Raw genomic sequence first — 25,082 nt, 5'->3', positions numbered from 1 at the left:
CAAAAACGTATTTGGTGTAACTGGTAAAGCTGTCGCTCATATATTATCTAACCCTGTTTTGTCACTCTGGCAGTAGTATAATAAGGTACAAACGCTAGAACCAAGACACAGAGTATGGTACAGCCTCGTCCAGCCGCACCAACAGTAAAATTCGTGGACGAATATTGCCAATGGTATAAAAGCCTGTTTCCAGATGTTAGGAGCTTCGAGGCTTTTAAATACCTTCATGTAGGGTGTATTTCTGAACTAAAACGGAAAACCCTACCAGAAATAGCAAAAATTGTAGGATTGGACAATCAGCAGGGTTTGCACCATTTTTTAACTACATCACCTTGGGATATAGAGAAGTTAAGAGCCTTGCGATTAGAGCTAATTTTACAAGTTCTAAAAGGTAGACCAATCATTCTAATTATTGATGAGACAGGAGATAAAAAGAAAGGGAATAAGACAGATTATGTGAAACGACAGTACATAGGTAATTTGGGTAAAGTAGAAAATGGAATTGTAGCAGTCACGGCGTATGGTGTATTCTGTGGGATGACTTTTCCATTACTGTTTGAAGTATACAAGCCACGCGAAAGATTAAAGCCAGGGGATAAATATCTTACGAAGCCTCAAATAGCAGCAATAATGATGAAAAAGCTAGAGTTGATGGGTTTTAAATTCAACCTAGTACTAGCAGATAGCTTATATGGTGAGAGTAGTGCTAATTTCATATCTATATTAGACGATCTGGGGTTAAATTATCTAGTGGCGATTCGCTCAAACCATTCTGTAGAGCTACTTCCTAGACAACATACTCAATATTTAAAGTGGCATAAGTTTAAAAGAGTATTCTCTAACTTGAGTAGTGAGAATCGGTTTATTAGGGAAATAATTCATGGTAAACGACAAGAAAAAAAGGTATTGGCAGATTACTACTGACATTGAGAAATTACCCGGTAACACTACTTGGTATGTGATGAGTAAATACGCAGACCTTACACCAAGAGATGTTGGTAACTTTTATGGGTTAAGAACTTGGGTTGAATATGGCTTGAAGCAAAGTAAGAATGAATTAGGTTGGGCAGATTATCGGCTGACTCATTATGCGGATATTGAACGCTGGTGGGAGATTGTTTGTAGTAGCTACTTAATGGTGAGTCTACACTCTGAACAAATGCAGTCTTCTCCACCAAAGTCTCCATCAAAATTGGCTGCTCATCCTTGGTGGGATGATGGGAAGGGTTGGAAGAACATTCTTAACAATCTCCGTTTAATAATTCAACCTTTTACTTTATTTAACCTAATATATCCCTGGTTGACAGTTTTTCCTATTCCCCAATTGTCTTTGGGTTTTTCGAAACTTCAATCTATTATTTATAACCTCACCAGTTCAATATTTATTTTCCTGTCTCACCCTGATTTCTACTTTTCCTCTGCCTAGAGTGACAAAACAGGGCTAAGTCAGCTCAATAAAACCTTGAAAATTTAGTTACATAAAAGAGCAATTAATCTTGAAACCATCGTTTTATCCAATCCCTGGATGGTTGTGGCAGTATCCTAAACCCAAGCCGAGTACGAGTAACGCTAACTCTGCAATGTTGTTGATTGTGGAACTATTTCACTACTTGACATACTTAACTCAACTAGGTGTTGCGTATAGCTTTTATTACTACCGCGATTTCTATCAGCCTTCGTGTGGAGCATTTTTCTTTGTCGTGATGGCTCCAATTTTTCAGCAAATTGCAGGAAGCTTCCCTATGCTGATGCATGAATATGAAGGGTGGCAAATTGCTGAATGCAAGGATTCGGGTTGTGAACCTGAGAAATACAACAACGATCAGTTACGCTATGTCACGTATAAGCTTCTATTTCTGTTTCAAGCGATCGCAGCAGGAATGTACACTATTGGTGTCTTGGGCTTCGACAAATGGCAGTTGGTTTTTCTCGAAATTGATAAACCGTGGACAGTGATACTAATCATTACCATCCTTCTGTGGCTTTACATTTTGCCCAGAGACACAAAGCCGTTTCCTAAAAAGTTAAACGGTCAGGATATCTTTCCTGTTCCATTTTTGACTTTTCTTTCCTTCATCCCCCTGACCCTATCTTTCACAGCATCCTTAATTTATCTAATGGGAGGATGGTCAGCTCTATTTCCGGGCTTGCTAGTATCTGCCCTCTACCTGGGCGGAGGACTCTCGGAAGGTTTGGGTGCGGAAAGCACTTTTAACCAATGGTGGCACCTGCTGGCAGTTGTTCTATTGAACGCTGGCGGAGGAATGTTGATTCTTTTTATTACTCGTCATGCAATAGGTCTTTTGTGAGATTGATATAGAACTAGATTAGTGAACAATTTAATCGAAATCGTGTCTGCAACTAGTTTGTTGATTATTTCAATCTTTTACCCTTGAAGCTTCAATTTATTACTTGAATAGTAGAGGATATACTTGTGGAAAATTGTACAAATGTTAATCTGCCTAAGTGGTCTTATAAGCAGAAAGATGGCTATAAAATATATCAGTGTGGTAGCCATATCAAAGGTAATTTTATCCAAGTCTTCGTTCCTGATTCTCCTTGCCATGACGAACAGGGAAAACTGAAGTTAATTACTTATCTGCATGGTTTCGCTTTGTGTCTGCCAAAATTCTACGAAGCTCACTTAGAAGTATTAGCTAAAAAAGGTTATTATGTATTCTTTCCTGATTTCCAAAACAGTGACTATCCCGATGAGATAGATCAAAACCAATTGATTCCCAGTAAAAACAAACGTCATCTATATTTTTGGTATCAAATGGTGATCGATACAATCACTCAAAGGAAAACACCATCAACCGAAAAATTTGTTAAACAGACAAGAAAAGCTGAGGAATTTCATCGAATTCGAGAAGCTCCCGATGAACCTAGCCCCCTGAAGTGCTTGATTATTGCTTTCGCTTTAGTGGTTATTATCTTAATTGTTAGATTTATCTACTTATTTAGTCCTAAATATAGCAAGAATCTCGTCAAATTGATTTCTACGGTTGGGTTAAGTCTTCTGTATAGCCCTTCAGTCTGGATAGAGAGGGCGATTGGCCTGACTTCTGACTCTTGGCGAAAGCTATGCCAAGATAATCCCAAATTTGACGAGTTAGACTTCGATTTCTATGTTTTCGGGCATTCTCTAGGAGGATTGTTAGCTCTAAGCTGGCCTGCTTATGTTACCGAAACCAAGTTTTTCCCAAAACAAATTATCACAGCCGATCCCGCTCCGAGTACCGAGATGGGCATTCCCCAGATAGCTGTATTCATTTTGAAACTGTTTCGCTCTCCCTTTACCTTAGAACCAATCACAATTCGCAAAACAGGCGTAAAATTAGATGTTCCCGTTGGTATCTTGCACGGAGCAGATGACAATATTGTTAAGCCCCAATCTTGGGTAAAAACATCATTCTGGCAACGAAAATCTAACTTTGACTGTATTGCTAGCCAACAGAAAAAAATTTATTTTTCACTCTCCAATCAACAGGTTCAGCCTCCTTTAACCGCCTTTCATAATCAAGCAGTAACAGACACAACTTATTATGACGATGCTTTATTTAAGAATTTTGGCGGTGTCAAAAAAGAACCAAATGACTATAATAAGCAATATATCTGGCCTGGTCTGAATTTGGTTGTGCAAGACAAAGTAAGAGTTGATCAGCTACTTGGGAAATTTCCTCTAGAAACCGTGCATATAACACATACTTTGCCGGATAAAGGATGGGAATTAAAATCGATTGTGATCTTTATATTTGCTGTACTAGTTGCATTAAGTTTAGGCACCTGGTTTTGTCACAATTTAGGAACTTATTTCAGTATCAAAAGCTAACTTATCTATAAAATTTATGACATCCCATTCTTTTTAATTAAGTATTCAGTATGACTTTGATGTTTTTGTTCTAGTGATGCTGCCATCAAATAACTGTTGAATAGACATCTCCGAAAATGAATGTAGAGATGTAGCAATGCTACGTCTCTACAAGGGTTCTGGATATCGCATATTTAATTTCTGGAGATGTCTAATGTGATATAGCTAAAAGAAAGTAATGCAGCATTATTCTTGCTCCCTATCATCTTCAAGATAAATTACCACTCAGCTAAAGCGATCGCTATTCCTTGTTTTAAATCTGGTGTGATTGCGTCATTATTTGCTAACTGCTGCAATTGTTGATATACGGCTTCTCCATCCAGATTTTTTAGTGCCGCGATCGCATGTAGTCTCACCGATGCATTAGAATCAGCTAGCAGTGAAATCAATGGTTCAATAGCTTGCATTTGGCCTAACTGCCCTAGAGACAAGGCGATCGCACTTTTGATGTTTACAATCTCTATGTCTGGATGTTGAGTTAGCGTTCCGCAGGAAAGGCATCGCAGTATTTGCAGTAAAATTTCTGTGGCTGGTGTAGTTAACTGCGGTTTTTGCACTCGTCCTAAAACTGTGACAATTTCTTGCCACACTGTTTCTGATGTACTTTGATTCAGTGCTGTTTGCAAATATTCCAAACTGGATGGTGTCCCCACCCAACTTAAAGCGCGGATGGTTTCTAATTGCAGCTTTATCGGTGTGTGAGGTGAAATCAGCAAATCAAATAAATGTTTTGCAGCCTCATCACAACCCATGCGAGACAGCGAAACTGCGGCTGCACAACAAACATCAAGATTAAAGTCGTAAAGCTTGGGTTGCAGTCTCGTCACCAAATCTAAGGCTTGGCGTAAGTCGGGGCGAAAACCTAAGCCAAGCACTGCTGCACGCCTAACTGTGGCGGCCATATCATCCAAAGCGTTTAACAATACTGGTGGTACACGTTCGTCATGAAAGCTGCTGAGGGCTTCAATTGCGGCGGCGCGGATTGCGGGTTGTGGATCTTGAACCACACTCAACAGTGGTGTGATGGTTTCTATTTGCGGAATACAAGAAAGCGATCGCACTGCAAAAAGCCTTGTATCTTCATCTGATAAAAGTTCAGAGAGTCCAGCAATCGCAACAGTACCCATTTGCCCTAATGCTGTAGCTGCGATCGCCTTGAGTTCTTCATCATCATCACTTTTCAACAATTCAAGCAAAGGTGCGATCGCTTCTGGGTGCTGAAATTCGCCTAAAGTTCGTGCTGCATACCAGCGTAATTCTTCCTCTGCTTCTTCATCTTCTAATATCTCAATGAGTGGTGGGATGGCAATATTTCCCAAATGAGTCAACACTTTGGTAATTTCCCAGCGCTGTTGAAAATCCCCCATCTCTAACATGGAAAGTGCTAATTTCAAAAGATATTCTCGGTTTTTAACTATCTCTGGATGTTCCGAGTTTGCCCCTAAAATTAATTGTTGTAAATATTGAATTAGCAATGACCAATCAGCTGCATCGTATGCTGTCTGAGCTTGCACCAAAAGCTGATTTATATTACTCACCATACCCTGCTGTAATTATCAATCTTCTGCCTCCTACTTTGAAAGTGCTGAGTGCTGTACATGGATAGCGGGGCGTTTTGCCCGTGCTGAGTGCTGAGTAAATTTACTAGTCTCCAATTGCCTCCTGCCTCCTGCCTCTTGCCTTCTGCCTCCACTAGGTTGGCTTGACTACAACTGAATTGCCTTCAATCTTGGCGGCGTAAGTTTTAAGCGCTTCTGTTGCTGGGCCTCTTTGCACTTTACCGTCAATCCCAAATTCCGAACCATGACAGGGACAGGCGAATTTTTTTGCCTCAGCTTGCCATCCCACAGTACAACCTGAATGAGGACAGGTAGGGTTGACAGCTGTCAGATTTGCAGCAGATGTGCCGACTACCAACACAGGCCCAGCAGGTGAATTTTTCGCCAGCAATTGGCCAGTCTTGTTTAATTCTGCCGAAGTACCTACTGTTTGCCAATCTCCAGATGTTGAAGTTGTTTGAGAAGAACAGGCTGCGATCGCAACAGGTAGAGAACTCCCAATCAAGCCTAAACCTACCCAATTAATAAAATCACGACGTTTCATAGTTGCTGAAATAATATCTAAGTTTTAGTCAATTTTGGATTATCGCTTCGGTCATTTCAAATACCCTTCACTAAGCACTTTGCCTTACTTGTTGGTGATTTTGATGCAAAAAAGGCATATTATTTATCCGGTTTCAGCAATTTTACTAAAAAATCGTAACAATTTATACGATTTTAACAGAAATCTCACCTTAAGTTATGAGTATCGAAATTGTTACATGAACATTATCTAAACCTGCTTGACAAATTTCCCAGATGTAAACAACGACAAGTTTTCTTTAACTAACCACGGATTTGAAGTTTCACGTTGGAATACTTTTGAGCAACCATAATCAGCCGTAACAAATATTAAGTTTTTATTCCCTAACCCTTGTAGATACAGCATCTGATGTAGCTACAGATTGATATTGGGCAATTACCACTACAGATCCTCTATTAGTAATTTGTAACGAGAGTCAGCGTCATGACAGACACAGCAACTACCACTACCAGCCTCAATAAGTTCGAGAAATTAAAAGCAGAAAAAGATGGACTCGCTATCAAGAGCGAGATAGAGAAATTTGCCGCCCTCGGCTGGGAAGCAATGAACGAAATAGATCGCGATCATCGGCTCAAGTGGGTGGGTGTGTTTTTTCGCCCAGTTACCCCAGGCAAATTTATGATGCGGTTACGGATGCCTAACGGTATCCTTTCCAGCAGTCAAATGCGTGTTTTGGCTGAAGTGGTGCAGCGTTACGGAGATGATGGCTGCGCCGATATTACTACGAGACAGAACATTCAATTACGGGGGATCAGGATTGAAGATTTACCAGATATATTTAATAGATTTCACGCAGTTGATTTAACCACTATCCAATCAGGGATGGATAACGTCCGCAATATCACAGGCGATCCGGTGGCGGGGTTGGATGCAGATGAGTTGTACGACACACGAGAGTTGGTACAGCAAATTCAAGATATGCTCACCAACAAAGGTGAAGGGAATCCAGAGTTTAGCAACTTACCACGGAAGTTTAATATTGCGATCGCAGGTGGAAGAGACAATTCAGTTCACGCTGAAATCAATGATTTGGCTTTCGTACCAGCATTTAAGGAGGGGATAGGGGACAGGGGACAGGGGATAGGGCAAGAATTTTACCAATCACCAATATTTGGCTTCAACATCCTCGTGGGTGGCTTTTTCTCAGCTAAACGTTGTGAGGCGGCGATTCCTCTGAATGCTTGGGTACTTCCAGAAGATGTGGTAGCTGTATGTAGAGCCGTTTTGGAAGTATTTCGTGATCATGGCCCGCGTGCTAATCGGCAAAAATCGCGCTTGATGTGGCTAATTGATGAATGGGGTTTAGAAAAGTTTCGAGCAGAAGTAGAAAGCCGTTTGGGTAAATCATTATTACCCGCAGCCGCAAAAGACGAAATCGACTGGGAAAAACGCGACCACATTGGGGTACATAAACAAAAACAAGCAGGGTTAAATTATGTAGGCTTGCACATTCCTGTCGGTCGGTTGTATGCCGAAGATATGTTTGAAATTGCGCGTCTAGCAGAAGTTTACGGTACTGGCGAAATCCGTTTCACAGTTGAGCAAAACATTGTTATCCCCAATATTGCTGACTCGCGTTTAGAAATATTTTCAACAGAACCCTTGCTGGAAAGGTTTTCTATTGATCCTGGTTTACTGGCGCGATCGCTAGTATCTTGCACAGGCGCACAATTTTGCAACTTTGCCCTCATCGAAACCAAAAACCGCGCCCTGGAAATGATTAAAGCCTTAGAAGAAGACTTAACCTTCACCAAACCAGTGCGAATTCATTGGACAGGATGCCCCAACTCTTGCGGACAGCCCCAAGTTGCAGATATCGGCTTAATGGGAACTAAAACTCGCAAAAATGGCAAAACCTTGGAAGGCGTTGACATATATATGGGCGGCAAAGTTGGCAAAGACGCTCATTTAGGAACTTGCGTTATCAAAGGCATACCATGCGAAGATTTGCAGCCAGTATTGCAAGAATTACTAATCAAAAACTTTGAGGCAAAACTCAAGCAAGAAGCTTTAGTAATTAACAGTTAGTGAGTAGGTAGGAATTATTAAAAATGAAATAAAATCCTAGTTCGTAGTGGGTGAGCAAGGATTATTAGGACTAAAGTCCTCACTACAAACTTGAATTTATTTACGCCTTGCTACTTAATTGCTAGTGCTTAAAAAATGACAAAAAATCAAGGAAAAATGAAAAATATTTCGCGCAGAAAATTTATTTTAACCACCACTACTGCGGCGGCGGCTTCTATCCTGGCTCATGGTTGTTCTTCCGGTAGCAATACAGCCTCAACAGGTGGTAATGCACCCTCTGCGGCTCCGGCTGCCAATGTCTCTACAGTAGCTAATGCACCAAAAGTAGAAACAACCAAAGCCAAATTAGGATTCATCGCTCTAACTGATGCTGCTCCCCTAATTATTGCTAAAGAAAAGGGTTTCTTTGCTAAATACGGCATGACTGATGTTGAGGTCATCAAACAAAAATCTTGGACTGTCACCCGTGATAACTTAAAAATTGGCTCATCTGGCGGTGGTATTGATGGTGCACACATCCTCAGCCCCATGCCTTATTTGATGACCATTAACGATAAAGTGCCAATGTATATTTTGGCAAGATTAAATACTAATGGTCAGGCTATTTCTGTTGCAAATAAATTTAAAAATCTGAATGTAAAATTAGAAAGTAAGGCGCTTAAAGAAGCTGCGAGTCTTGCCAAAGCCGAGCAAAAAGCCTTGAAATTTGGTATGACTTTTCCTGGCGGCACTCATGATTTATGGATGCGCTATTGGTTAGCAGCTGGTGGTATCAATCCAGATCAAGATGTGGTTTTATCACCTGTACCACCACCGCAAATGGTGGCAAATATGAAAGTCAGCACCATCGATTCTTTCTGTGTGGGAGAGCCTTGGAATGCTCAATTGGTGAACCAAAAATTAGGTTATTCGGCTTTAGTTACAGGCGAGTTGTGGAAAGATCACCCAGAAAAAGCCTTTGCGATGCGGAAAGATTGGGTTGATCAAAATCCTAATGCTGCACAAGCATTGTTGATGGCAGTTTTGGAAGCTCAACAATGGTGCGATCGCGCCGAGAATAAAGAGGAAATGTGCAAAATCTGTTCTGACCGGAAATACTTTAACGTTGCCGTTGCAGATATTTTAGAAAGGTCTAAAGGCAATATTGACTTTGGCGATGGACGGACTGAGCAAAATTTTTCACATCCGATGAAATTCTGGGTAGATAATGCCTCCTATCCTTACAAAAGCCATGATATTTGGTTTTTAACAGAAGAAATTCGCTGGGGCTATTTACCAAAAGATACTAAGGTTCAAGAAATAGTTAATCAAGTGAATAAAGAGGACTTGTGGAAACAAGCAGCTAAAGCTATTGGTGTTGCTGATGCTGAAATTCCTAAGAGTAGTTCTCGTGGAATTGAGACTTTCTTCGATGGTGTGAAGTTTGACCCTGACAAACCAGAAGAATATTTGCAGAGTTTGAAAATTAAGAAGGTTTAATGAAGCTTTTAGGGATAATGAAACATCCAACATAATCTTAGTGTTTAACGAGAAGAATCTCGCTAATGGCAAGATTTTTTAGGACTGAAGTCCTTACTACAAACTTTAATTTTTTTCGCTTGGCTACATAAAGGGAACTGGAGAAAAAAGGTAATGGCAGCTATTCTTGGAAGTCGCAATTTCAGAAAAAATAACCGCAAAAATCTCAATAAATTAGTTTCGCAAAAAATTGTGCCGCCACTGGTAGCCTTAGCTATTTTTTTAGTGATTTGGCAACTAGTTTGTTTAACTCCTAACTTTGGTTTACCTGGCCCAATAGAAACATTTTCAGAAACTTGGAACCCTTTTATCATCGATCCATTTTTCGATAATGGTGAAAGTGATAAAGGTTTGGGCTGGCAGATACTTAGTAGTTTGGGAAGAGTTGCTTTAGGCTTTTCGCTAGCAGCAATTGTTGGCGTTGCATTGGGGATTTTTGTTGGTGCTAATAAGTTACTTTATAATGCCGTAGATCCTATTTTTCAAGTGTTACGGACAGTACCGCCTCTAGCATGGCTACCAATTTCCCTGGCAGCATTTCAACAAGCGAATCCTTCAGCTATTTTCGTGATTTTCATTACATCCATTTGGCCGATTGTGATCAACACTACGGTGGGCGTGCAACAAATTCCTCAAGACTATGTAAACGTAGCTAGAGTTTTACGTTTGAAAGGATTAAAATATTTCCTAAAAGTTGTGTTTCCTGCAACTGTTCCTTATATATTCACAGGGTTACGCATTGGCATTGGTTTATCTTGGCTAGCAATCGTTGCAGCAGAAATGTTAGTCGGCGGCGTGGGAATTGGCTCATTTATTTGGGATGCTTACAACACAACCACAGAAACTAACTTAAGTGAAATTATCCTCGCACTAATTTATGTTGGTTTAGTCGGATTAATTCTAGATAGAATGGTTGGCTTTATAGCCAGCAAAGTTGTCCCCGAATAATAAAAGTAGTCACTAAGAACAAATGACCAAGGACAAATGACAAAGGACTAATTACCAATGACTACTTTTGTTGAAGTTGACCATATTGACCGTGTATTTGAACTTCCGAATGGCGGCAAATATATTGCTCTAAAAAACATTGAGTTGAAAATCCAGCAAGGGGAATTTGTTTCTCTAATTGGACATTCGGGTTGTGGTAAATCTACTTTGCTCAACATCATTGCAGGTTTAGATAGAGCAAGTGTTGGAGGTGTGACTTTAGAAGGGCGAGAAGTTAGAGAACCCAGCCCAGATCGGATGGTTGTGTTTCAAAACTACTCTTTACTACCTTGGTTAACAGTACGGGAAAATATCGCCTTAGCTGTAGATGAAGTGTACAAGGATAAGCCCAAAGGCGATCGCAGAAGCATTATCGAAGAACATATCGATATGGTGGGGCTGCGTCTAGCGGCGAATAAACGCCCTAGTGAGTTATCTGGGGGAATGAAACAACGAGTAGCGATCGCTCGCGCCTTAGCAACTCGTCCCAAGTTGTTACTGCTAGACGAACCCTTTGGAGCCTTGGATGCCCTAACGCGGGGTAGTTTGCAAGAACAACTGATGAAAATTTGCAACGAACACAACGTTACTTGTGTGATGGTGACACATGACGTAGATGAAGCGCTGTTATTGAGCGATCGCGTTGTCATGCTCACCAATGGCCCAGAAGCTCACATCGGGCAAATCCTCGAAGTGCCAATCCCTCGCCCGCGTCAACGCTTGGAAGTCGTCAAACATCCCAGCTACTACAGTCTGCGGAATGAAATGATTTACTTCCTCAACCAACAAAAACTGGTTAAGAAACGCAAAGCACAGCAGACTTCAGCACCAGTAGCCATATCCCGCAACGGCTTAGAAAAAGTCAATTTAGAAATTGGCTTTATGCCTCTGACTGATGCTGCACCTTTAATCGTTGCTCAAGAAAAAGGCTTCTTTGCTCAGTACGGTTTAGAAAATATCACCCTCACTCGTGCAAATAGCTGGAAGGAAATAGCTCAAGGGGTTGTTACTGGCAAATTAGATGCAGCCCAAATGCTGGCGGGAATGCCCTTAGCCCTAACTTTGGGTGCTGGTGGTAAAAAACCAATTCCTATAATCAATGCCCTAAATATCTCTCGCAATGCGAACGCCATCACCTTAAGCAAAAGATTGTATAGCCAAGGTGTCAGAAATCTAGCTGATTTAAAAGTAGCGATTAACGCCGCTCCCGACCAAATTCTGACTTTGGGTGTAGTTCATCCAACGTCTATGCTGAACCTAATTCTGCGTTATTGGCTAGCGGCTGGTGATATAGATCCCGATCGAGATGTCAGCTTAACGGTGATTCCACCAATGGAAATGGTTTCTCAACTCAAAGCTGGAAATATTGACGGTTACTGTGCTGGAGAACCCTGGAACTATCTTGCTGTTCATCAAGACTTAGGCTTTGTTGCCGCCACAGCTTTAGAAATTTGGTCAGGACAGCCGAAAAAAGTGTTGGGAGTGCGGGAAGATTGGGCGCAGAAATATCCAGAAACTTATCTTGCTCTGCTTAAAGCCCTGTTAGAAGCTTGTAAATACTGTGACGATTTCCGCAACCGCGAAGAAATTTTAGAAATACTCTGCCGTCCTGAATACTTAGACATAGATCCTGTATATGTTCGTCCTGGTTTCGTTGATCGCTACGATCGCGGCGACGGTACAGAACCACAAGAATTTAAAGCATACAACCAGTTTTATCTCAATCAAACCAACTATCCCAACCGCACTGAAATTTTATGGATGGCCACTCAGATGGCACGTTGGGGTTTAACACCCTTCCCGAAAAACTGGGTGGAGGTAATTGAAAGAGTCTGTCGCACAGATATATTTGGTGCTGCTGCCCGCGAACTCGGCTTACTCGATATCGGAGAAGATGACCCTGTTCACTTATTTGATGGGAAAGTTTTTAACCCATCAGAGCCGATAGAGTATCTCAAAAGCTTGGAAATTAAACGACAAATACGTATTGAAGAAGTATTTCTTTAGTTATTAACGCCATGCCATGTGCGACTTTATCTCAAACCTAACCCCCAACCCCTTCCCTACAAGGGAAGGGGAGCAAAAATCAAAGCCTCTCTCCTTTTAGGAGAGAGGTTTGGAGAGAGGTCAAAATATTAAGTTGCACATCGCGTTCATTAGTCATTGGTCATTTGTGACTGACAAAGAACAAATAACAAACTACTCATAGATAAACTTACGATGCAAATAGTAAACAGCAAAACCCAAATCAATCAACAGCAAACGAAAAAAGCAGAAAATTTTTTGGTGATTGAAGGTGTAAGCAAAATTTATCCAACTTCTGAAGGCCCCTACACCGTACTGGATGGAGTTGATCTGAAAGTGCGCGAGGGTGAATTTGTTTGCATAATCGGTCACTCTGGCTGCGGCAAATCAACTCTGCTTAACATGGTTTCTGGGTTTAATACTCCCACCGATGGTATTGTCCTGCTGCAAGACAAACCCATCACCGAACCAGGCCCAGACCGGATGATGGTATTCCAAAATTATTGTCTACTGCCTTGGCTGAGTGTCTTTGATAACGTTTATCTCGCTGTTGATTCGGTGTTTCCGAAAAAACCCCAGGCAGAAAAGCGGGCGATCGTCAGAGAACATTTGGCAATGGTGGGACTCACAGAAGCAGCTGACAAAAAACCCAATCAACTTTCTGGTGGGATGAAACAGAGAGTTGCGATCGCTCGTGCCCTTTCCATCCGTCCGCAAGTTTTGATTCTCGATGAACCCTTTGGGGCATTAGATGCCATCACAAAAGAAGAATTACAAGAAGAACTCCTGGAAATCTGGCGTGAACATCAAGTCACCGTACTAATGATTACTCATGACATCGATGAAGCGCTTTTCCTCGCAGACAGAGTTGTGATGATGACTAACGGCCCATCTGCTCACATTGGTGAAATCCTGAATATTCCCTTCTCCCGTCCCCGCAATCGTCGCCGCATCATGGAAGACCCGGAATACTATAACCTGCGAAATTACGCTCTAGACTTCCTCTTCCGCCGATTTGCTCACGCTGACGAGTAATTACCGCTTTGCGGAGTCATTTGTCATTTGTCATTGGTCATTTGTCAAGAGTACAGACGCGATTAATTGCGTCTCTACAAGAGTCAAGGGTCATTAATTATTTTCTTCCCTTACCTCCCCTACCTCCCCCTGCCTCCCCCTGCTCCCCCCCTGCTCCCCCCTGCTCCCCCCTGCTCCCTCATCTCCCCCTGCTCCCCTACCGTCCTCTTCAATTAGAAAGATTGCAATGCTTAAAGGATTATTTTCATTCAGCGATCGCTACCGCATCTTACATCAAACTTGGTTTGCCTTCTTTCTCACCTTTGTCTGTTGGTTTAATTTTGCTCCCTTCGCTACAACGATTGGCAAAGAATTAAGTTTAGCGCCTGAGCAAATCAAAACTTTGGGCATCTGTAACCTGGCCCTTACAATCCCTGCACGGCTCATTATTGGGATGCTTCTGGATCGTTTCGGCCCCAGAATCACCTATTCAATGCTGTTAATGTTTGCGGTGGTTCCTTGTTTGGCGACGGCGCTAGCGCAAGATTTTAATCAATTAGTCATCAGTCGTTTGCTGATGGGAATTGTCGGCTCTGGGTTTGTTGTGGGTATCCGCATGGTGGCGGAATGGTTTCAGCCGAAGGAGATGGGAATTGCTCAAGGCATTTATGGCGGTTGGGGCAACTTTGGGGCTTTTGGTGCAGAGTTTGCTTTGCCGATACTTGCAGTTTCTACTAGTTTTTTCGCTGGTGGTGCTTCTAACTGGCGGTTTGCGATCGCACTTACAGGGATAATTACTGCTATTTACGGCGTAATTTATTACAACAGCGTTCAAGATACGCCCACTGGTAAAGTTTACAAAAAACCTAAGAAAAATGGTTCTCTAGAAGTGACGAGCGTTAAAAGCTTCTGGGCGCTAATTATCTCTAATTTTGGTTTGATTTTCGCTCTAGGTTTATTAGCTTGGCGCTTGGAACAAAAGAATATTCACTTCCTAACTTTGGGCCAAATGTATCTGGCTTGGTTACTATTAGCAGGATTGTTTGCTTACCAAAGTTACCAAGCTTGGCAGGTAAATCGAGAACTTCTAAGTGGTAAAAAAACTTACGCTCCATCTGAACGCTTTCAATTTGGTCAAGTAGCTTTACTGGAATTCACTTACATCACTAACTTTGGTAGCGAATTGGCAGTTGTTTCCATGCTCCCGGCATTCTTTGAAAAAACCTTTGCTTTAGAGCATGTTGTCGCTGGAATGATTGCCGCTACCTATCCTTTCTTAAATTTGATTTCTCGTCCCAGTGGTGGCTTAATTTCTGATAAATTTAGCTCCCGTAAATGGACAATGACAATTATCAGTATCGGCATTGGTTTTAGTTATTTGACCGCACATTTTATTAATAGTAGCTGGCCAATTCCGCTAGCGATCGCAGTTACAATGTTTGCCGCTTACTTTGCCCAAGCTGGCTGCGGTGCAACCTACAGCATCGTACCCATGATTAAGAAGGAAGCCACTGGACAAATTGCCGGCAATGTGGGAGCTTACGGGAATTTTGGCGGCGTAGTTTACCTAACAATTTTTAGCTTAACCGACGCTCCAACGCTATTTACCACGATGGGTATAGCTGCTTTAATCTGTGCTTTTATGTGTGCCTTCTTCCTCAAAGAACCAAAAGGTTCCTTTGCTGCTGCTTATGAAGGCGAAGCACCAGAAACCGCAACTAAAAATCCTAACTTTTTAGCAGAAGAATAGACCTGTCATAAATTCTTATAGTTCGTAGCGAATAGACTCAAACAAACTTTGCGCTCCTCTGCGCTCTACTTTGCGCGACGGCAGTCGCTACAACGGGGGGAACCCCCGCAACGCGCTGCCTCCCCTCTGCGTTTAAATTTCACCCCTCAATTCACCACGATTTTACGCAAAGCTGTATTAACTTGCGCTTTTCAAACAGTCGCTACATCTGAGGTTGCACAATCAAAACAAAAAAATAATACAACCGCCATGAGTGAATTTACCAAAACCCTTTGTCCTTACTGTGGTGTTGGCTGTGGTTTAGAAGTTTCACCTCCAGCCCAACAGAACAAAGCAACTAATCGAGATAGCCAAGGTAATCCAATTTGGCGAGTGCGGGGTGATAAAGCCCATCCATCCAGTCAAGGAATGGTTTGCGTCAAAGGTGCAACGATCGCAGAATCTTTAGATAAAAATAGATTACATTACCCAATGGTGCGAGACTCCTTAGATCAAGAGTTTCGCCGCGTTAGTTGGGATGAAGCTTTTAATCTCATCACGCAGCGCATTCAAACAGTACGCTTCACCCAAGGGCCAGAAGCCTTATGTATGTATGGTTCTGGTCAGTTTCAAACTGAAGATTATTACATAGCCCAGAAACTCATGAAAGGCTGTCTGAGTACTAATAATTTTGATGCCAACTCCCGTTTGTGTATGTCTAGTGCTGTGTCTGGCTACATTCAAAGCTTTGGCTCAGATGGCCCGCCTTGCTGTTACGAAGATTTAGAGTTAACCGACTGTGCATTTTTAATTGGCACTAATACAGCCGAATGTCATCCCATCGTTTTTAACCGACTGGAGAAGTATCACAAAAAGAACCGTAAAGTCAAAATGATTGTGGTTGATCCCCGTCGCACGCCAACCGCAGAAGCCGCTGACTTGCATTTAGCCATTCGTCCCGGTACAGATATCGACCTGTTGAACGGCATCGCTCATTTGTTGATGCGCTGGAACTACGTTGATACGATGTTCATGGATGATTGCACCAGTAACTTTCCGGCTTATGCGGAAGTGATTTGCCACTATCCCCCAGAAATAGTAGCTCATCGATGTGGAATCAGCATTGAAGATTTAGAAACAGCAGCTCGCTATTGGGGTGAATCGCAGCGGGTACTGTCTTTATGGTCAATGGGTGTGAATCAATCCTCGGAAGGAACAGCCAAGGTAAGAACGATCATTAATCTGCACCTGATGACTGGACAGATTGGCAAACCTGGCGCTGGCCCTTTTTCCCTCACTGGTCAGCCAAACGCAATGGGAGGAAGAGAAGCCGGAGGTTTAGCGCATTTATTACCAGGTTATCGGGTGGTGAAAAATCCCCAGCACCGCGCAGAAGTTGAGGAGTTTTGGGGACTCAAGCCAGGACAGATTTCGCCCAATCCCGGTTTGACTGCTTGGGATATGATTACTGGGTTGGAAAATGATGCTGTAGGGTTACTGTGGATTGCGGCTACTAATCCAGCTGTGAGTATGCCAGATTTGGAGCGAACGAAAAAGGCGTTATTGCGATCGCCTTTCACCATCTACCAAGATGCCTATTATCCTACAGAAACCTCTGCCTACGCTCACGTTTTGCTACCAGCAGCCCAGTGGGGTGAAAAAACTGGCGTGATGACAAACTCCGAACGAGTGGTAACTCTGTGTTCAGCATTTCGCCAACCGCCAAGAGAAGCGAAAGCCGATTGGGAAATTTTCGCTGAAGTTGGACGGAGATTAGGTTTTGAAAAAGAATTTGCCTTTGCTAACTCTGCTGAAGTTTACGCTGAGTTTGTCAAACTAACTAAAACTCGCCCCTGCGAGATGACGGGTATCAGTCACGCGCAATTACAATTAGAAGGGCCGATTCAATGGCCTCACCCAGAAGAGAGCAGGGGAAGCAGAGGAGCAGGGGAAGCAGGGGGAGAAACTTCAGGAAAGCGATTATATACTGATTTGCGCTTTCACACCTCTGACGGACGCGCTCGATTTGGGGCATATTATTCAAAGGGATTGGCAGAACCACCAGACCCAGATTATCCATTTGTGCTAACTAATGGACGACTTTACGGACATTGGCATACCCAGACACGCACCGGGCGAATTGAAAAAATTTGCAAAATGCATCCCCAACCGTTTATCGAAATTCATCCCCGTGATGCTGCTAAGTTAGGTATTGTAGATAATCAAAGTGTAGAAGTGCGATCGCGTCGGGGTAAAGCGAAGTTTCCTGCTAAAGTCACAAAAGCGATCGCGCCTGGTACAGTTTTTGTCCCCATGCACTGGGGTTCGCTGTGGGCAGACAATGCCGAAGCTAACGCCCTCACCCATCCAGAATCTTGCCCCGATTCGCTGCAACCAGAATTAAAAGCCTGTGCGGTACAGTTGATACCAATTTCTGTGGAAGTTACAATCAAAAATCATCAACTCCAATCCTCACAATGGTAAGCTGCTAAGTGTACCTCTAAAGTGATAATTTATAATCAGAAATAAGCTATTTTGTCAATGATCAATAATCAATAGTTATTATTATTTTTTATGACTCTCTAATTTTGACTGTTACCAATTAACATATTCAAAGAGGTAAAATATTTAGTAAGAAAGGTTTGACTTGCTTCGATTTTAGCTATGGATAAAGAATAAAAACAGATAGAAAATTTACAAAGTATTAGCAAGTCATCTTTTTTAATCCTTTAGATTAATCTATGGGATTTTATTTTATTTTAGAATTGGGTGCAGCATTACTATGAAAAAGTTACTGAGGCGAATTTTAGGAGCTACTAAAGATGAGAACTTCATGCACATGATCGAAAACATAGAAGTGCTGGTTTCTAAAGCTCTATCTATTTTCATGGTAATTGTAATTTTGGTAGCGATCGCAGATTTAGGATTCTTTATTTTTAAAGAGTTATTTACAGCGCCTTATGGTAAGTTTAACACAACATTATATAAAATTTTCGGTTTATTTTTAAATATTTTAATTGCTTTAGAAATCTTAGAAAATATTACGGCATATTTGCGAAAACACGTTTTTCAGGTTGAATTAGTTATTGTTACTTCTTTAATAGCAGTTGCCAGAAAAATTATTATTCTTGACTTAGAAAAAGTTGGAGGTATTGATATAATTGGTTTAGGGATAGCTATTCTTGCCTTATCAATTAGTTATTTAATAATTCGTCTCAGTAATTCCAAAGATGCAAGTTAATTGAAGGAGGCAGGAGGCAGGAGGCAGAAGTTATAAAAATTCCCCATTCCCAATTCTCCATCAACTTTAGGTTTGCCGAACAATGACAGATTTCTTTCAATTTGAAGCAGACTTTGTTGATTCCCTGCGTTGCATTCCTATGCAGGTGCGTTGCAAATTAGATACTTGTGGCATCAAGCTAAAATTGCCTGATTGGAATCAAATGACTACAGCCGAGCGTCAAGCTTTAGCCGAATTACCTTGCACTACAGAAACGGAAATCCAGTCTTACCGCGAACATATTCAGCAGTTAATTTTACAACGCACGGGTATACCAGCGAAAAAATTGCCCATCGAGCCTCATCCCGCATGGCTTGACTCTGCTAATGTACCACCTAGCGTTCAAGAAAAAGCTCAAGAAATAGGTGTAACCCTGACACAGCAAAAGTGGTCAGCTTTAACGCCCTTACAGCGTTTTGCCTTGATTAAACTCAGCCAGCCAGGACATGAAAATAAAAACTTTCCCAGAGCGATCGCAGAATTTCATCTGCTTTAATCAACTTTGGGGGTTTAAATCCCCGTCACAAAACGTAATTGCGGTAGCGAGTCCGCGAGCGTCATTGCGAATTGCTTTAACGTTTTTGTCTGGAAACGTGACTCAATTGCTCTCGTAAATCTGCCCATGTAATGCCTTCTAGGCTGGGTAAGACAACATGAGCGGCTCCAACTCGTTCAACGGGGCCAAGTCCTACTGCCCACATCCCAGCGGCGAGAGCTGCCTCAACGCCCGCAGCGGCATCTTCTACAACCACAGATTGCTCTGGTTCAATTCCTAGCTGCTTGGCTGCGTATAGAAATAGGTCGGGTGCTGGCTTTGGTTCCTGCACACTATAACCATCAGCGATCGCATCTATTTTGTCAGCAATGCCCAATCGCTCGATCACAGTCTGGGCATTTTTACTAGCTGAACCGATACCGATCTTAATCCCAGCTTGCCGCAGTTCATCCAAGAGGGCGATCGCACCTGGCAACAAATCCTGGGGTGTCATATTTTGGATCAATTCCACATAGTAGCGATTCTTCCGCTCCATCATCTCCTGGATTTGTGCTTCCGCATACGGTCTATCTCCAAGAATTAGCATGAGGGAAGCACGACGGGATACACCGCGCAGCGCTTCGTTAGCCTCCCGATCAAACGGTATACCCTCTTCATCTGCTAGCTTTTTCCAACCTAGATAGTGAAGTTCTGCTGTATCTGTTAGTACACCATCTAGATCGAAAATAAATCCTTGGATGTTGGAAGATTGGGAATTGGGGATTGGGAATTGGGCATTGGTTATCTCCGTTGTATCCTTCTCCCCATGCCCCATGCCCAATTCCCCATGCCCCATGCCCAATTCCCCATGCCCCATACCCAATGCCCCATGCCCAATGCCCAATCCCTGATGCAAATCAAAATCGTGCCATTTCCCCCGCCAGTGCAGTTTAAACTTCAGGCGCGTCCAACCTGGAGGCAGATGGGGGTTGGCTACAGGCCCGTTTTCGGTTAGTTGAATGCCGCCGAACCCAAAAATTACAGCTTGCCAAATTCCACCAGCACTAGCGCCGTGAATTCCATCACTGGTGTTACCTCGGTTATCTTCAAGATCCACCATTAACGCCCGTATAAACAGTTCGTAAGCTTCGATTGATTTGCTCAAATCTGAAGCTAAGATGGCATGAACTGCCGGGCCAAGGGACGAACCATAGGTAATATCCGTGCGGGGTGCGTAGTAGTCCCAGTTGGTCTGCAACGCTTTTTCGCTGTAAGGAAAATCTGCTGATTCCCGCATTAAATAAAGCAGCATCAAGATATCTGGCTGCTTGATTACTTGATATTTGTTGATTCTATCAACACCCAAGATAGCTTGCATGGAGCGATCGCGTGGTTCATAATCTGCTAAATCGATATCTTCCGATTGAAAAAATCCCTCGAACTGCTCAATTAGTTCTGTTGATGGATCATAGAGAAACAATATTTTGGCGACGATATCTTGCCAGTGCGATCGCTCTTGGGAGGTTAGTTTTAGTTTCTGTTCTAGTTCAGTCGCTCGTTCGGGAAATTTGTCAGTCAACCAATCATAAACTGCGATCGCTTTCTCTAGATGCCATTGCGCCATCCGGTTTGTAAAGGCGTTGTTGTGGACTAATTCATGGTATTCATCCGCTCCAATCACTCCCCGAATTTCGTATCGTTCGCGCTCAGGATTGAATTCGACTCGGCTACCCCAAAAGATAGCGGCATCCAAAATCACCTCTGCGCCAACCTTTTGCATCCAGTCATCATCACCAGTGGCTTGCCAGTAGTTCCAAATGGCGTAAGGGATATCTGCATTGATATGAATTTCGCGATCGCGGCACCAAATCCGCACGTCTTCACCATAAAAATTACTTTCGAGTGCCCAACGTGGTGTCACTTCATCTCCGGTAACAGCACTTTCCCAGGCAAACATTGCCCCTTTATATCCGTAATGGGCTGCCTTGCGTTGCGCTCCTGGTAAGGTGTGCCAGCGGTAACTGAGTAAATTACAAGCGATCGCTGGTTGGGTAAACAGAAACATAGGCAGCATAAAAATTTCTGTATCCCAAAATATATGACCGCGATAGCCAAACCCCGAAAGAGTTTTCGCCGGAATACTCACCCGATCATCATGGCGTGGAGCCGCAATCAGCAGTTGAAATAGATTGTAGCGAACAGCAAAAGTAGCTGTGCTATCCCCCTCAATGAGGATGTCACTTTGCTGCCAAACCTCATCCCACGCCTGCTCATTAGCTTTTAATAAGGTTGCGTAGTCTGGCAGGTGCGCGAGTTTTTCTTGAGCGGCTAAGACTGGTGTTTCCACCTCCCGCGAGGTAAAAACTGTCACGAGTTTTTCTACAGTTACAGTCTGTTGCGCTTTACCTAAGAAGGTAGTGCTTAAAGTGGGATAACCAGGTGCGGTACTGACTTGTAAAGATGCTTCAGTACCCGATATTGTCACCTTAGCTGCCACACAAAGTTCAATTCGGGAACTGCGAGTGCGGCGTTGCAACCAGATTCCTTGGTCGGTTTTGCCTTGATCTAGTCCTTCCCAGTGATTGAAACCCTGGTTTTCTGGATAGCCATTGATACTAGCTTGAACTTCAATTAACCCATCAAAATCTACTGGCGTTAGATGGCAGCGTAGCGCCAACACATGGGGATCTGCAAGACTAGCAAAGCGTTCAAAGCCGATGTCTATAGTGTTTCCACTAGGAGAACGCCAACGCAAAGAACGGCCCAGAAGTCCCTGACGTAAATCAAGCTGGCGATCGTAGCGCAATATCTCACCTTGATCGAGACGGAAGCGATCGCCATTCACAATCACTATCAAAGGTAGCCAGTCAGGGCAATTTACCAGTTCAGTGTACACCACTGGCACATCGTCGTAGACACCGTGGATAAAAGTAGCTGGCAATGCATGAGGATAACCTTCCTCAAAACAGCCCCTTGTTCCCAGATATCCATTGCCAATTGTAAAAACGGTTTCTTTCGAGTGTAATTGCTCAGGGTCAAACTGGGTTTCGATTAATATCCAATCTGTGTAGATAAAATGGCGAGAACGACCTTTTGTATACATAAGTTGGGGATTGGGGAATGGGGATTGGGGAATGGGGAATGAGTCTTTGAGGTGGATGAACGAGTCTTTGAGGTGGATGAACGAGTCTTTGAGGTGGATGAACGAGTATCTGAGGTGGATGAACGAGTATCTGAGGTGGATGAACGAGTCTTTGAGGTGGATGAACGAGTATCTGAGGTGGATGAATCCAGTCCCCATTCCCCATTACCCATTACCCATTACCCATTCCCCATTCCCCAGTCCCCAGTCCCTCACCCACCCATATGTTTTTCCAAAATCTTTTCGACTCTTGGCTTATAAATCAGATGAAATAAGGTTTCCATATACCGATCTCTGGCTTCGTTATTTTCGGGGGCAACAAAGTTCCAAAAACTAAACATTTTAGCAAGTAGTAATAATTGATTGCTATGTAAATGCCAATTATATTTGTGATGAATTCGCTGACTCATCCATTCTGAAACTTCTTGCCAGTGTTCAGCATGAGTATCACATTTATCAAGGAAATCTAAAATTTTCTTGGCTGTTCCTTCTAAGTCCGTCGGATTAATATGAAATCCGTCTTCTTGGTTCTCGATAATTTCTAAAGAACCGCCAAATTGAGTAGTGAAAGTTGGCAAGCCGGAAATCATCGCTTCCAAAATACTTCGTCCGAAGGATTCAAAGCGGGCAAAATGAACATAAATTCCCTGAGAATCTGCAACTACTCGGTAGGTTTCACCGAGTTCACTGCTAGGGATACGCATCCCCACCCAGCGAATCTTGCCATAAAGATTACATTTATCGATAATGTCGTAGAGTTTTTGAATTTCTTCTGCTTCTTCTGAGTTTATCGCTTCATTTGGATGTAGTTTACTACTTAAGATAATCAGGTTACAACGCTCTTGCAACGCCTGACTTTTACCAAAGCATTCAACTAAACCAGTGAGATTGTTGATTGAAGTGATGGTATCAACGGCAAAGATTGGTCGCTTGTTAGGTTGATCTAAATGACCAAAGATTTGGGTGTCTTCGCGGCTAAATAGTAGTTCATGGACTTGGGTACGAAGGTGAGAATCTCGGTCTTCTTTTTGACTGTAGCGAAAGAAAATAGTTTCATTTACTCCCGGCGGCACTAAATTGAATTTAGGACTAAACAAATCAATGCCATCAACTACATGATACAACTGCGGCATCGTAAAGCATTTATACGACTCGTATTGACCTACAGTATCAGGTGTGCCGACAATTTCTTGATAGGATGATGTGATGATAAAGTCGGCAGCATTCATGCTAATCAAATCGGCGGTGAATTGTACCGAGAAGTGGTATTGATCTTCTAAATCTTGCCAATATAAATTGCTAAATAGATATTTAGGTTTTTCTAAGGAATGGGCAATGTTGCACTGGGTAACTTTCATCCGGCGAGATAGGAGAAAAGCTACTAAGTTCCCGTCGCTGTAGTTACCAATAATAAGATTAGGTTTGACTTTAAATTGAGCTAGTAATTCTTTTTCTGCATCTAGAGCAAATTGTTCTAAATAAGGCCAAATCTCAAATTTAGAAATCCAATTATTCGTGATTTCTGGATTGAATTCACCAAAAGGAACGCGCAATATCCAAGCATTTTCAGTATCTTCAACTTTTTCTAAGTGCAGGTTACAAAATGTTCCTTCACAGTTAGGAATTAATCGGGTGAGAATAATTACATGGGGTTTAATGCCTAGCTGGTCGAGTCCAGCGAGTTTAATTTGTTCACACAGTTCATTTTCTAAGCTGCGGGCTTGTTCGAGGACGTAGATAACTTGACCAAGTGTTTCATCCCTTCCTAAAACATCTTGCTGTCCAACCCAGCCGTGGATGGAAACGAGGACGACGCGAAAGACGGCGGGGACGCGGGCTACAAATGTTTCTAAAATGCCGGGTTCTGGGGAGTAAATAAGCCGGTCAAGAAGTTCTAAGGTTTCAGAGACTCGCGCCGCAGTGTTACCCCAACCTGGCTCAAAGCCTAGTTCTTTAAGGTCAAAGCGGAAGTTTTCATAAGGTTCATCAGGCGATCGCTCACTCAGCAATTTGAGGGCTGGCTTAATTTGTTTGGCTAACTGAATACCAGAGGAAATGCGATCGCTCAACAATAGGCGAATACCATCGTATTGCAGCCCATGTAACGCTTGAAATAACATTTCTACCCAATATTGGGGGTCAGTCAACAATTGACTGCACAGGTAACGGTTGAGGAATGCTAAACCTTGACCTATATTTCTGGGGTCGTCGATTCTTGGGGAACCTTCATAGAAGGGGTGGAGGTCGATTTCGAGGATATGGGGTTGGTAGCGGTTGACTGAGCGATCTCTCACATCTAACAGCGCTTGAGGCGTCATTTGCTCAAACCGACTCAAATCTGCTGTCAATTTCCAAACTTCTTGGTTAGCAATTGTGGGTCGAATCACAAACCAAGTACTTTCCTCTTCGAGAATTATTTCGTGGGTGTACTGTATCAGTTTGCCAACAGAAGAAGAGTAGTAAAAATAGGCTGGCTTTTGGGATTGATGACAGTAATCAGCAAAAGATTGCAAAATCTCATTTCTCAGGAAGTAACGCTTACCTGAAACACTCAACGCATAAATTAACTGATGTAGAGCAGTTTTTTCATCACCGTTGAAGACAGCTTGAACTAGTTCATACATGATGACGAATTCCAGAAATTTAGCTAGGTCACGACCTCATTTTTTTTTCAGTCTCCGCTTTTCTGAGGTACATTTCCCCCATAATGATAAATAACTGTAAGAATCTTTACGTCTAGCTCTGGGATGAAACTCTGTAAGTCTATGGTATTAGAGGATGTTTGAAAAGTTCTCTTGTCAGTATCAAAAATTTTAGATCCCCCTAAATCCCCCTTCAAAAGGGGGACTTTGATTCTGGTTCCCCCTTTTT

16 protein-coding genes and 1 pseudogene are annotated in these 25,082 nt (G+C 42.5%); 13 read left to right on the top strand and 4 right to left on the bottom strand.

Annotated features, from left to right (window positions below; translation table 11 throughout):
* The first annotated feature begins 114 nt into the window (after positions 1-114).
* From HUN01_RS33685 to HUN01_RS33675, 3 genes and pseudogenes are all read left to right on the top strand, one after another.
* A pseudogene (locus HUN01_RS33685) lies at positions 115-1,426 on the top strand (IS701 family transposase).
* A 70-nt stretch (positions 1,427-1,496) separates the two neighbouring features.
* Entirely contained in the window at positions 1,497-2,309 is an 813-nt protein-coding gene (locus HUN01_RS33680) for a hypothetical protein (protein WP_181929799.1), read from the top strand.
* 125 nt (positions 2,310-2,434) lie between these two features.
* A complete protein-coding gene (locus HUN01_RS33675) occupies positions 2,435-3,832 on the top strand; it encodes an alpha/beta fold hydrolase (RefSeq protein ID WP_181929798.1) in 1,398 nt (465 codons plus the stop codon).
* Between the two features lie 257 nt (positions 3,833-4,089).
* Here the strand turns inward: HUN01_RS33675 and HUN01_RS33670 are convergent, their stop codons facing one another.
* Positions 4,090-5,412 carry a HEAT repeat domain-containing protein gene (locus HUN01_RS33670; RefSeq protein WP_181929797.1) on the bottom strand — a complete coding sequence of 441 codons (1,323 nt, stop codon included), beginning with the start codon at positions 5,410-5,412 and terminating at the stop codon, positions 4,090-4,092.
* 151 nt (positions 5,413-5,563) lie between these two features.
* Positions 5,564-5,974: a QcrA and Rieske domain-containing protein gene (locus HUN01_RS33665; protein ID WP_181929796.1), complete on the bottom strand. Its 411-nt coding sequence runs from the start codon at positions 5,972-5,974 to the stop codon at positions 5,564-5,566.
* Positions 5,975-6,436: 462 nt separating this feature from the next.
* Between HUN01_RS33665 and HUN01_RS33660 the strand changes: the two genes are divergently transcribed.
* The 9 genes from HUN01_RS33660 (at position 6,437) to HUN01_RS33620 (ending at position 19,090) form a co-directional block, all read left to right on the top strand.
* Positions 6,437-8,041, top strand: coding sequence for a ferredoxin--nitrite reductase (locus HUN01_RS33660; protein WP_181929795.1), 1,605 nt, complete (start codon positions 6,437-6,439; stop codon positions 8,039-8,041).
* Between the two features lie 156 nt (positions 8,042-8,197).
* The gene (locus HUN01_RS33655; RefSeq protein ID WP_181929794.1) at positions 8,198-9,520 is read left to right on the top strand and encodes a CmpA/NrtA family ABC transporter substrate-binding protein; all 1,323 of its coding nucleotides are present in this window, start codon (positions 8,198-8,200) and stop codon (positions 9,518-9,520) included.
* 153 nt (positions 9,521-9,673) lie between these two features.
* Positions 9,674-10,507, top strand: coding sequence for a nitrate ABC transporter permease (gene ntrB / locus HUN01_RS33650; protein WP_181929793.1), 834 nt, complete (start codon positions 9,674-9,676; stop codon positions 10,505-10,507).
* 57 nt (positions 10,508-10,564) lie between these two features.
* Positions 10,565-12,553, top strand: a complete 1,989-nt coding sequence (locus HUN01_RS33645) for an ABC transporter ATP-binding/substrate-binding protein (protein ID WP_181929792.1) — start codon at positions 10,565-10,567, stop codon at positions 12,551-12,553.
* Positions 12,554-12,766: 213 nt separating this feature from the next.
* Positions 12,767-13,606 carry a nitrate ABC transporter ATP-binding protein gene (locus HUN01_RS33640; protein ID WP_181929791.1) on the top strand — a complete coding sequence of 280 codons (840 nt, stop codon included), beginning with the start codon at positions 12,767-12,769 and terminating at the stop codon, positions 13,604-13,606.
* A 226-nt stretch (positions 13,607-13,832) separates the two neighbouring features.
* The gene (locus tag HUN01_RS33635) at positions 13,833-15,335 is read left to right on the top strand and encodes a NarK family nitrate/nitrite MFS transporter (protein ID WP_181929790.1); all 1,503 of its coding nucleotides are present in this window, start codon (positions 13,833-13,835) and stop codon (positions 15,333-15,335) included.
* 249 nt (positions 15,336-15,584) lie between these two features.
* Positions 15,585-17,798, top strand: coding sequence for a molybdopterin oxidoreductase family protein (locus tag HUN01_RS33630; protein WP_181929789.1), 2,214 nt, complete (start codon positions 15,585-15,587; stop codon positions 17,796-17,798).
* A gap of 298 nt (positions 17,799-18,096) precedes the next feature.
* Positions 18,097-18,555 (top strand): phosphate-starvation-inducible PsiE family protein, encoded by a 459-nt coding sequence (locus HUN01_RS33625; RefSeq protein ID WP_181929788.1) that lies wholly within the window; start codon positions 18,097-18,099, stop codon positions 18,553-18,555.
* A gap of 82 nt (positions 18,556-18,637) precedes the next feature.
* Positions 18,638-19,090 (top strand): nitrate reductase associated protein, encoded by a 453-nt coding sequence (locus HUN01_RS33620; protein ID WP_181929787.1) that lies wholly within the window; start codon positions 18,638-18,640, stop codon positions 19,088-19,090.
* A gap of 76 nt (positions 19,091-19,166) precedes the next feature.
* Here HUN01_RS33620 and pgmB read toward each other — a convergent pair whose 3' ends face one another.
* Positions 19,167-22,172 (bottom strand): beta-phosphoglucomutase, encoded by a 3,006-nt coding sequence (gene pgmB / locus HUN01_RS33615; RefSeq protein ID WP_181929786.1) that lies wholly within the window; start codon positions 22,170-22,172, stop codon positions 19,167-19,169.
* Positions 22,173-22,223: 51 nt separating this feature from the next.
* On the opposite strand from pgmB, the gene HUN01_RS33610 reads away from it, so the two are divergent.
* Positions 22,224-22,472: a hypothetical protein gene (locus tag HUN01_RS33610; RefSeq protein ID WP_181929785.1), complete on the top strand. Its 249-nt coding sequence runs from the start codon at positions 22,224-22,226 to the stop codon at positions 22,470-22,472.
* Here HUN01_RS33610 and HUN01_RS33605 read toward each other — a convergent pair.
* On the bottom strand, positions 22,424-24,835 hold the full coding sequence (locus HUN01_RS33605) for a sucrose synthase (RefSeq protein ID WP_181929784.1): 2,412 nt from the start codon (positions 24,833-24,835) through the stop codon (positions 22,424-22,426). The genes HUN01_RS33610 and HUN01_RS33605 overlap by 49 nt on opposite strands.
* Positions 24,836-25,082: the final 247 nt, after the last annotated feature.

The organism is Nostoc edaphicum CCNP1411 (assembly GCF_014023275.1).
Taxonomy (GTDB): Bacteria; Cyanobacteriota; Cyanobacteriia; order Cyanobacteriales; family Nostocaceae; genus Nostoc; species Nostoc edaphicum_A.
This window is presented reverse-complemented; position numbering and strand designations above follow the sequence as displayed.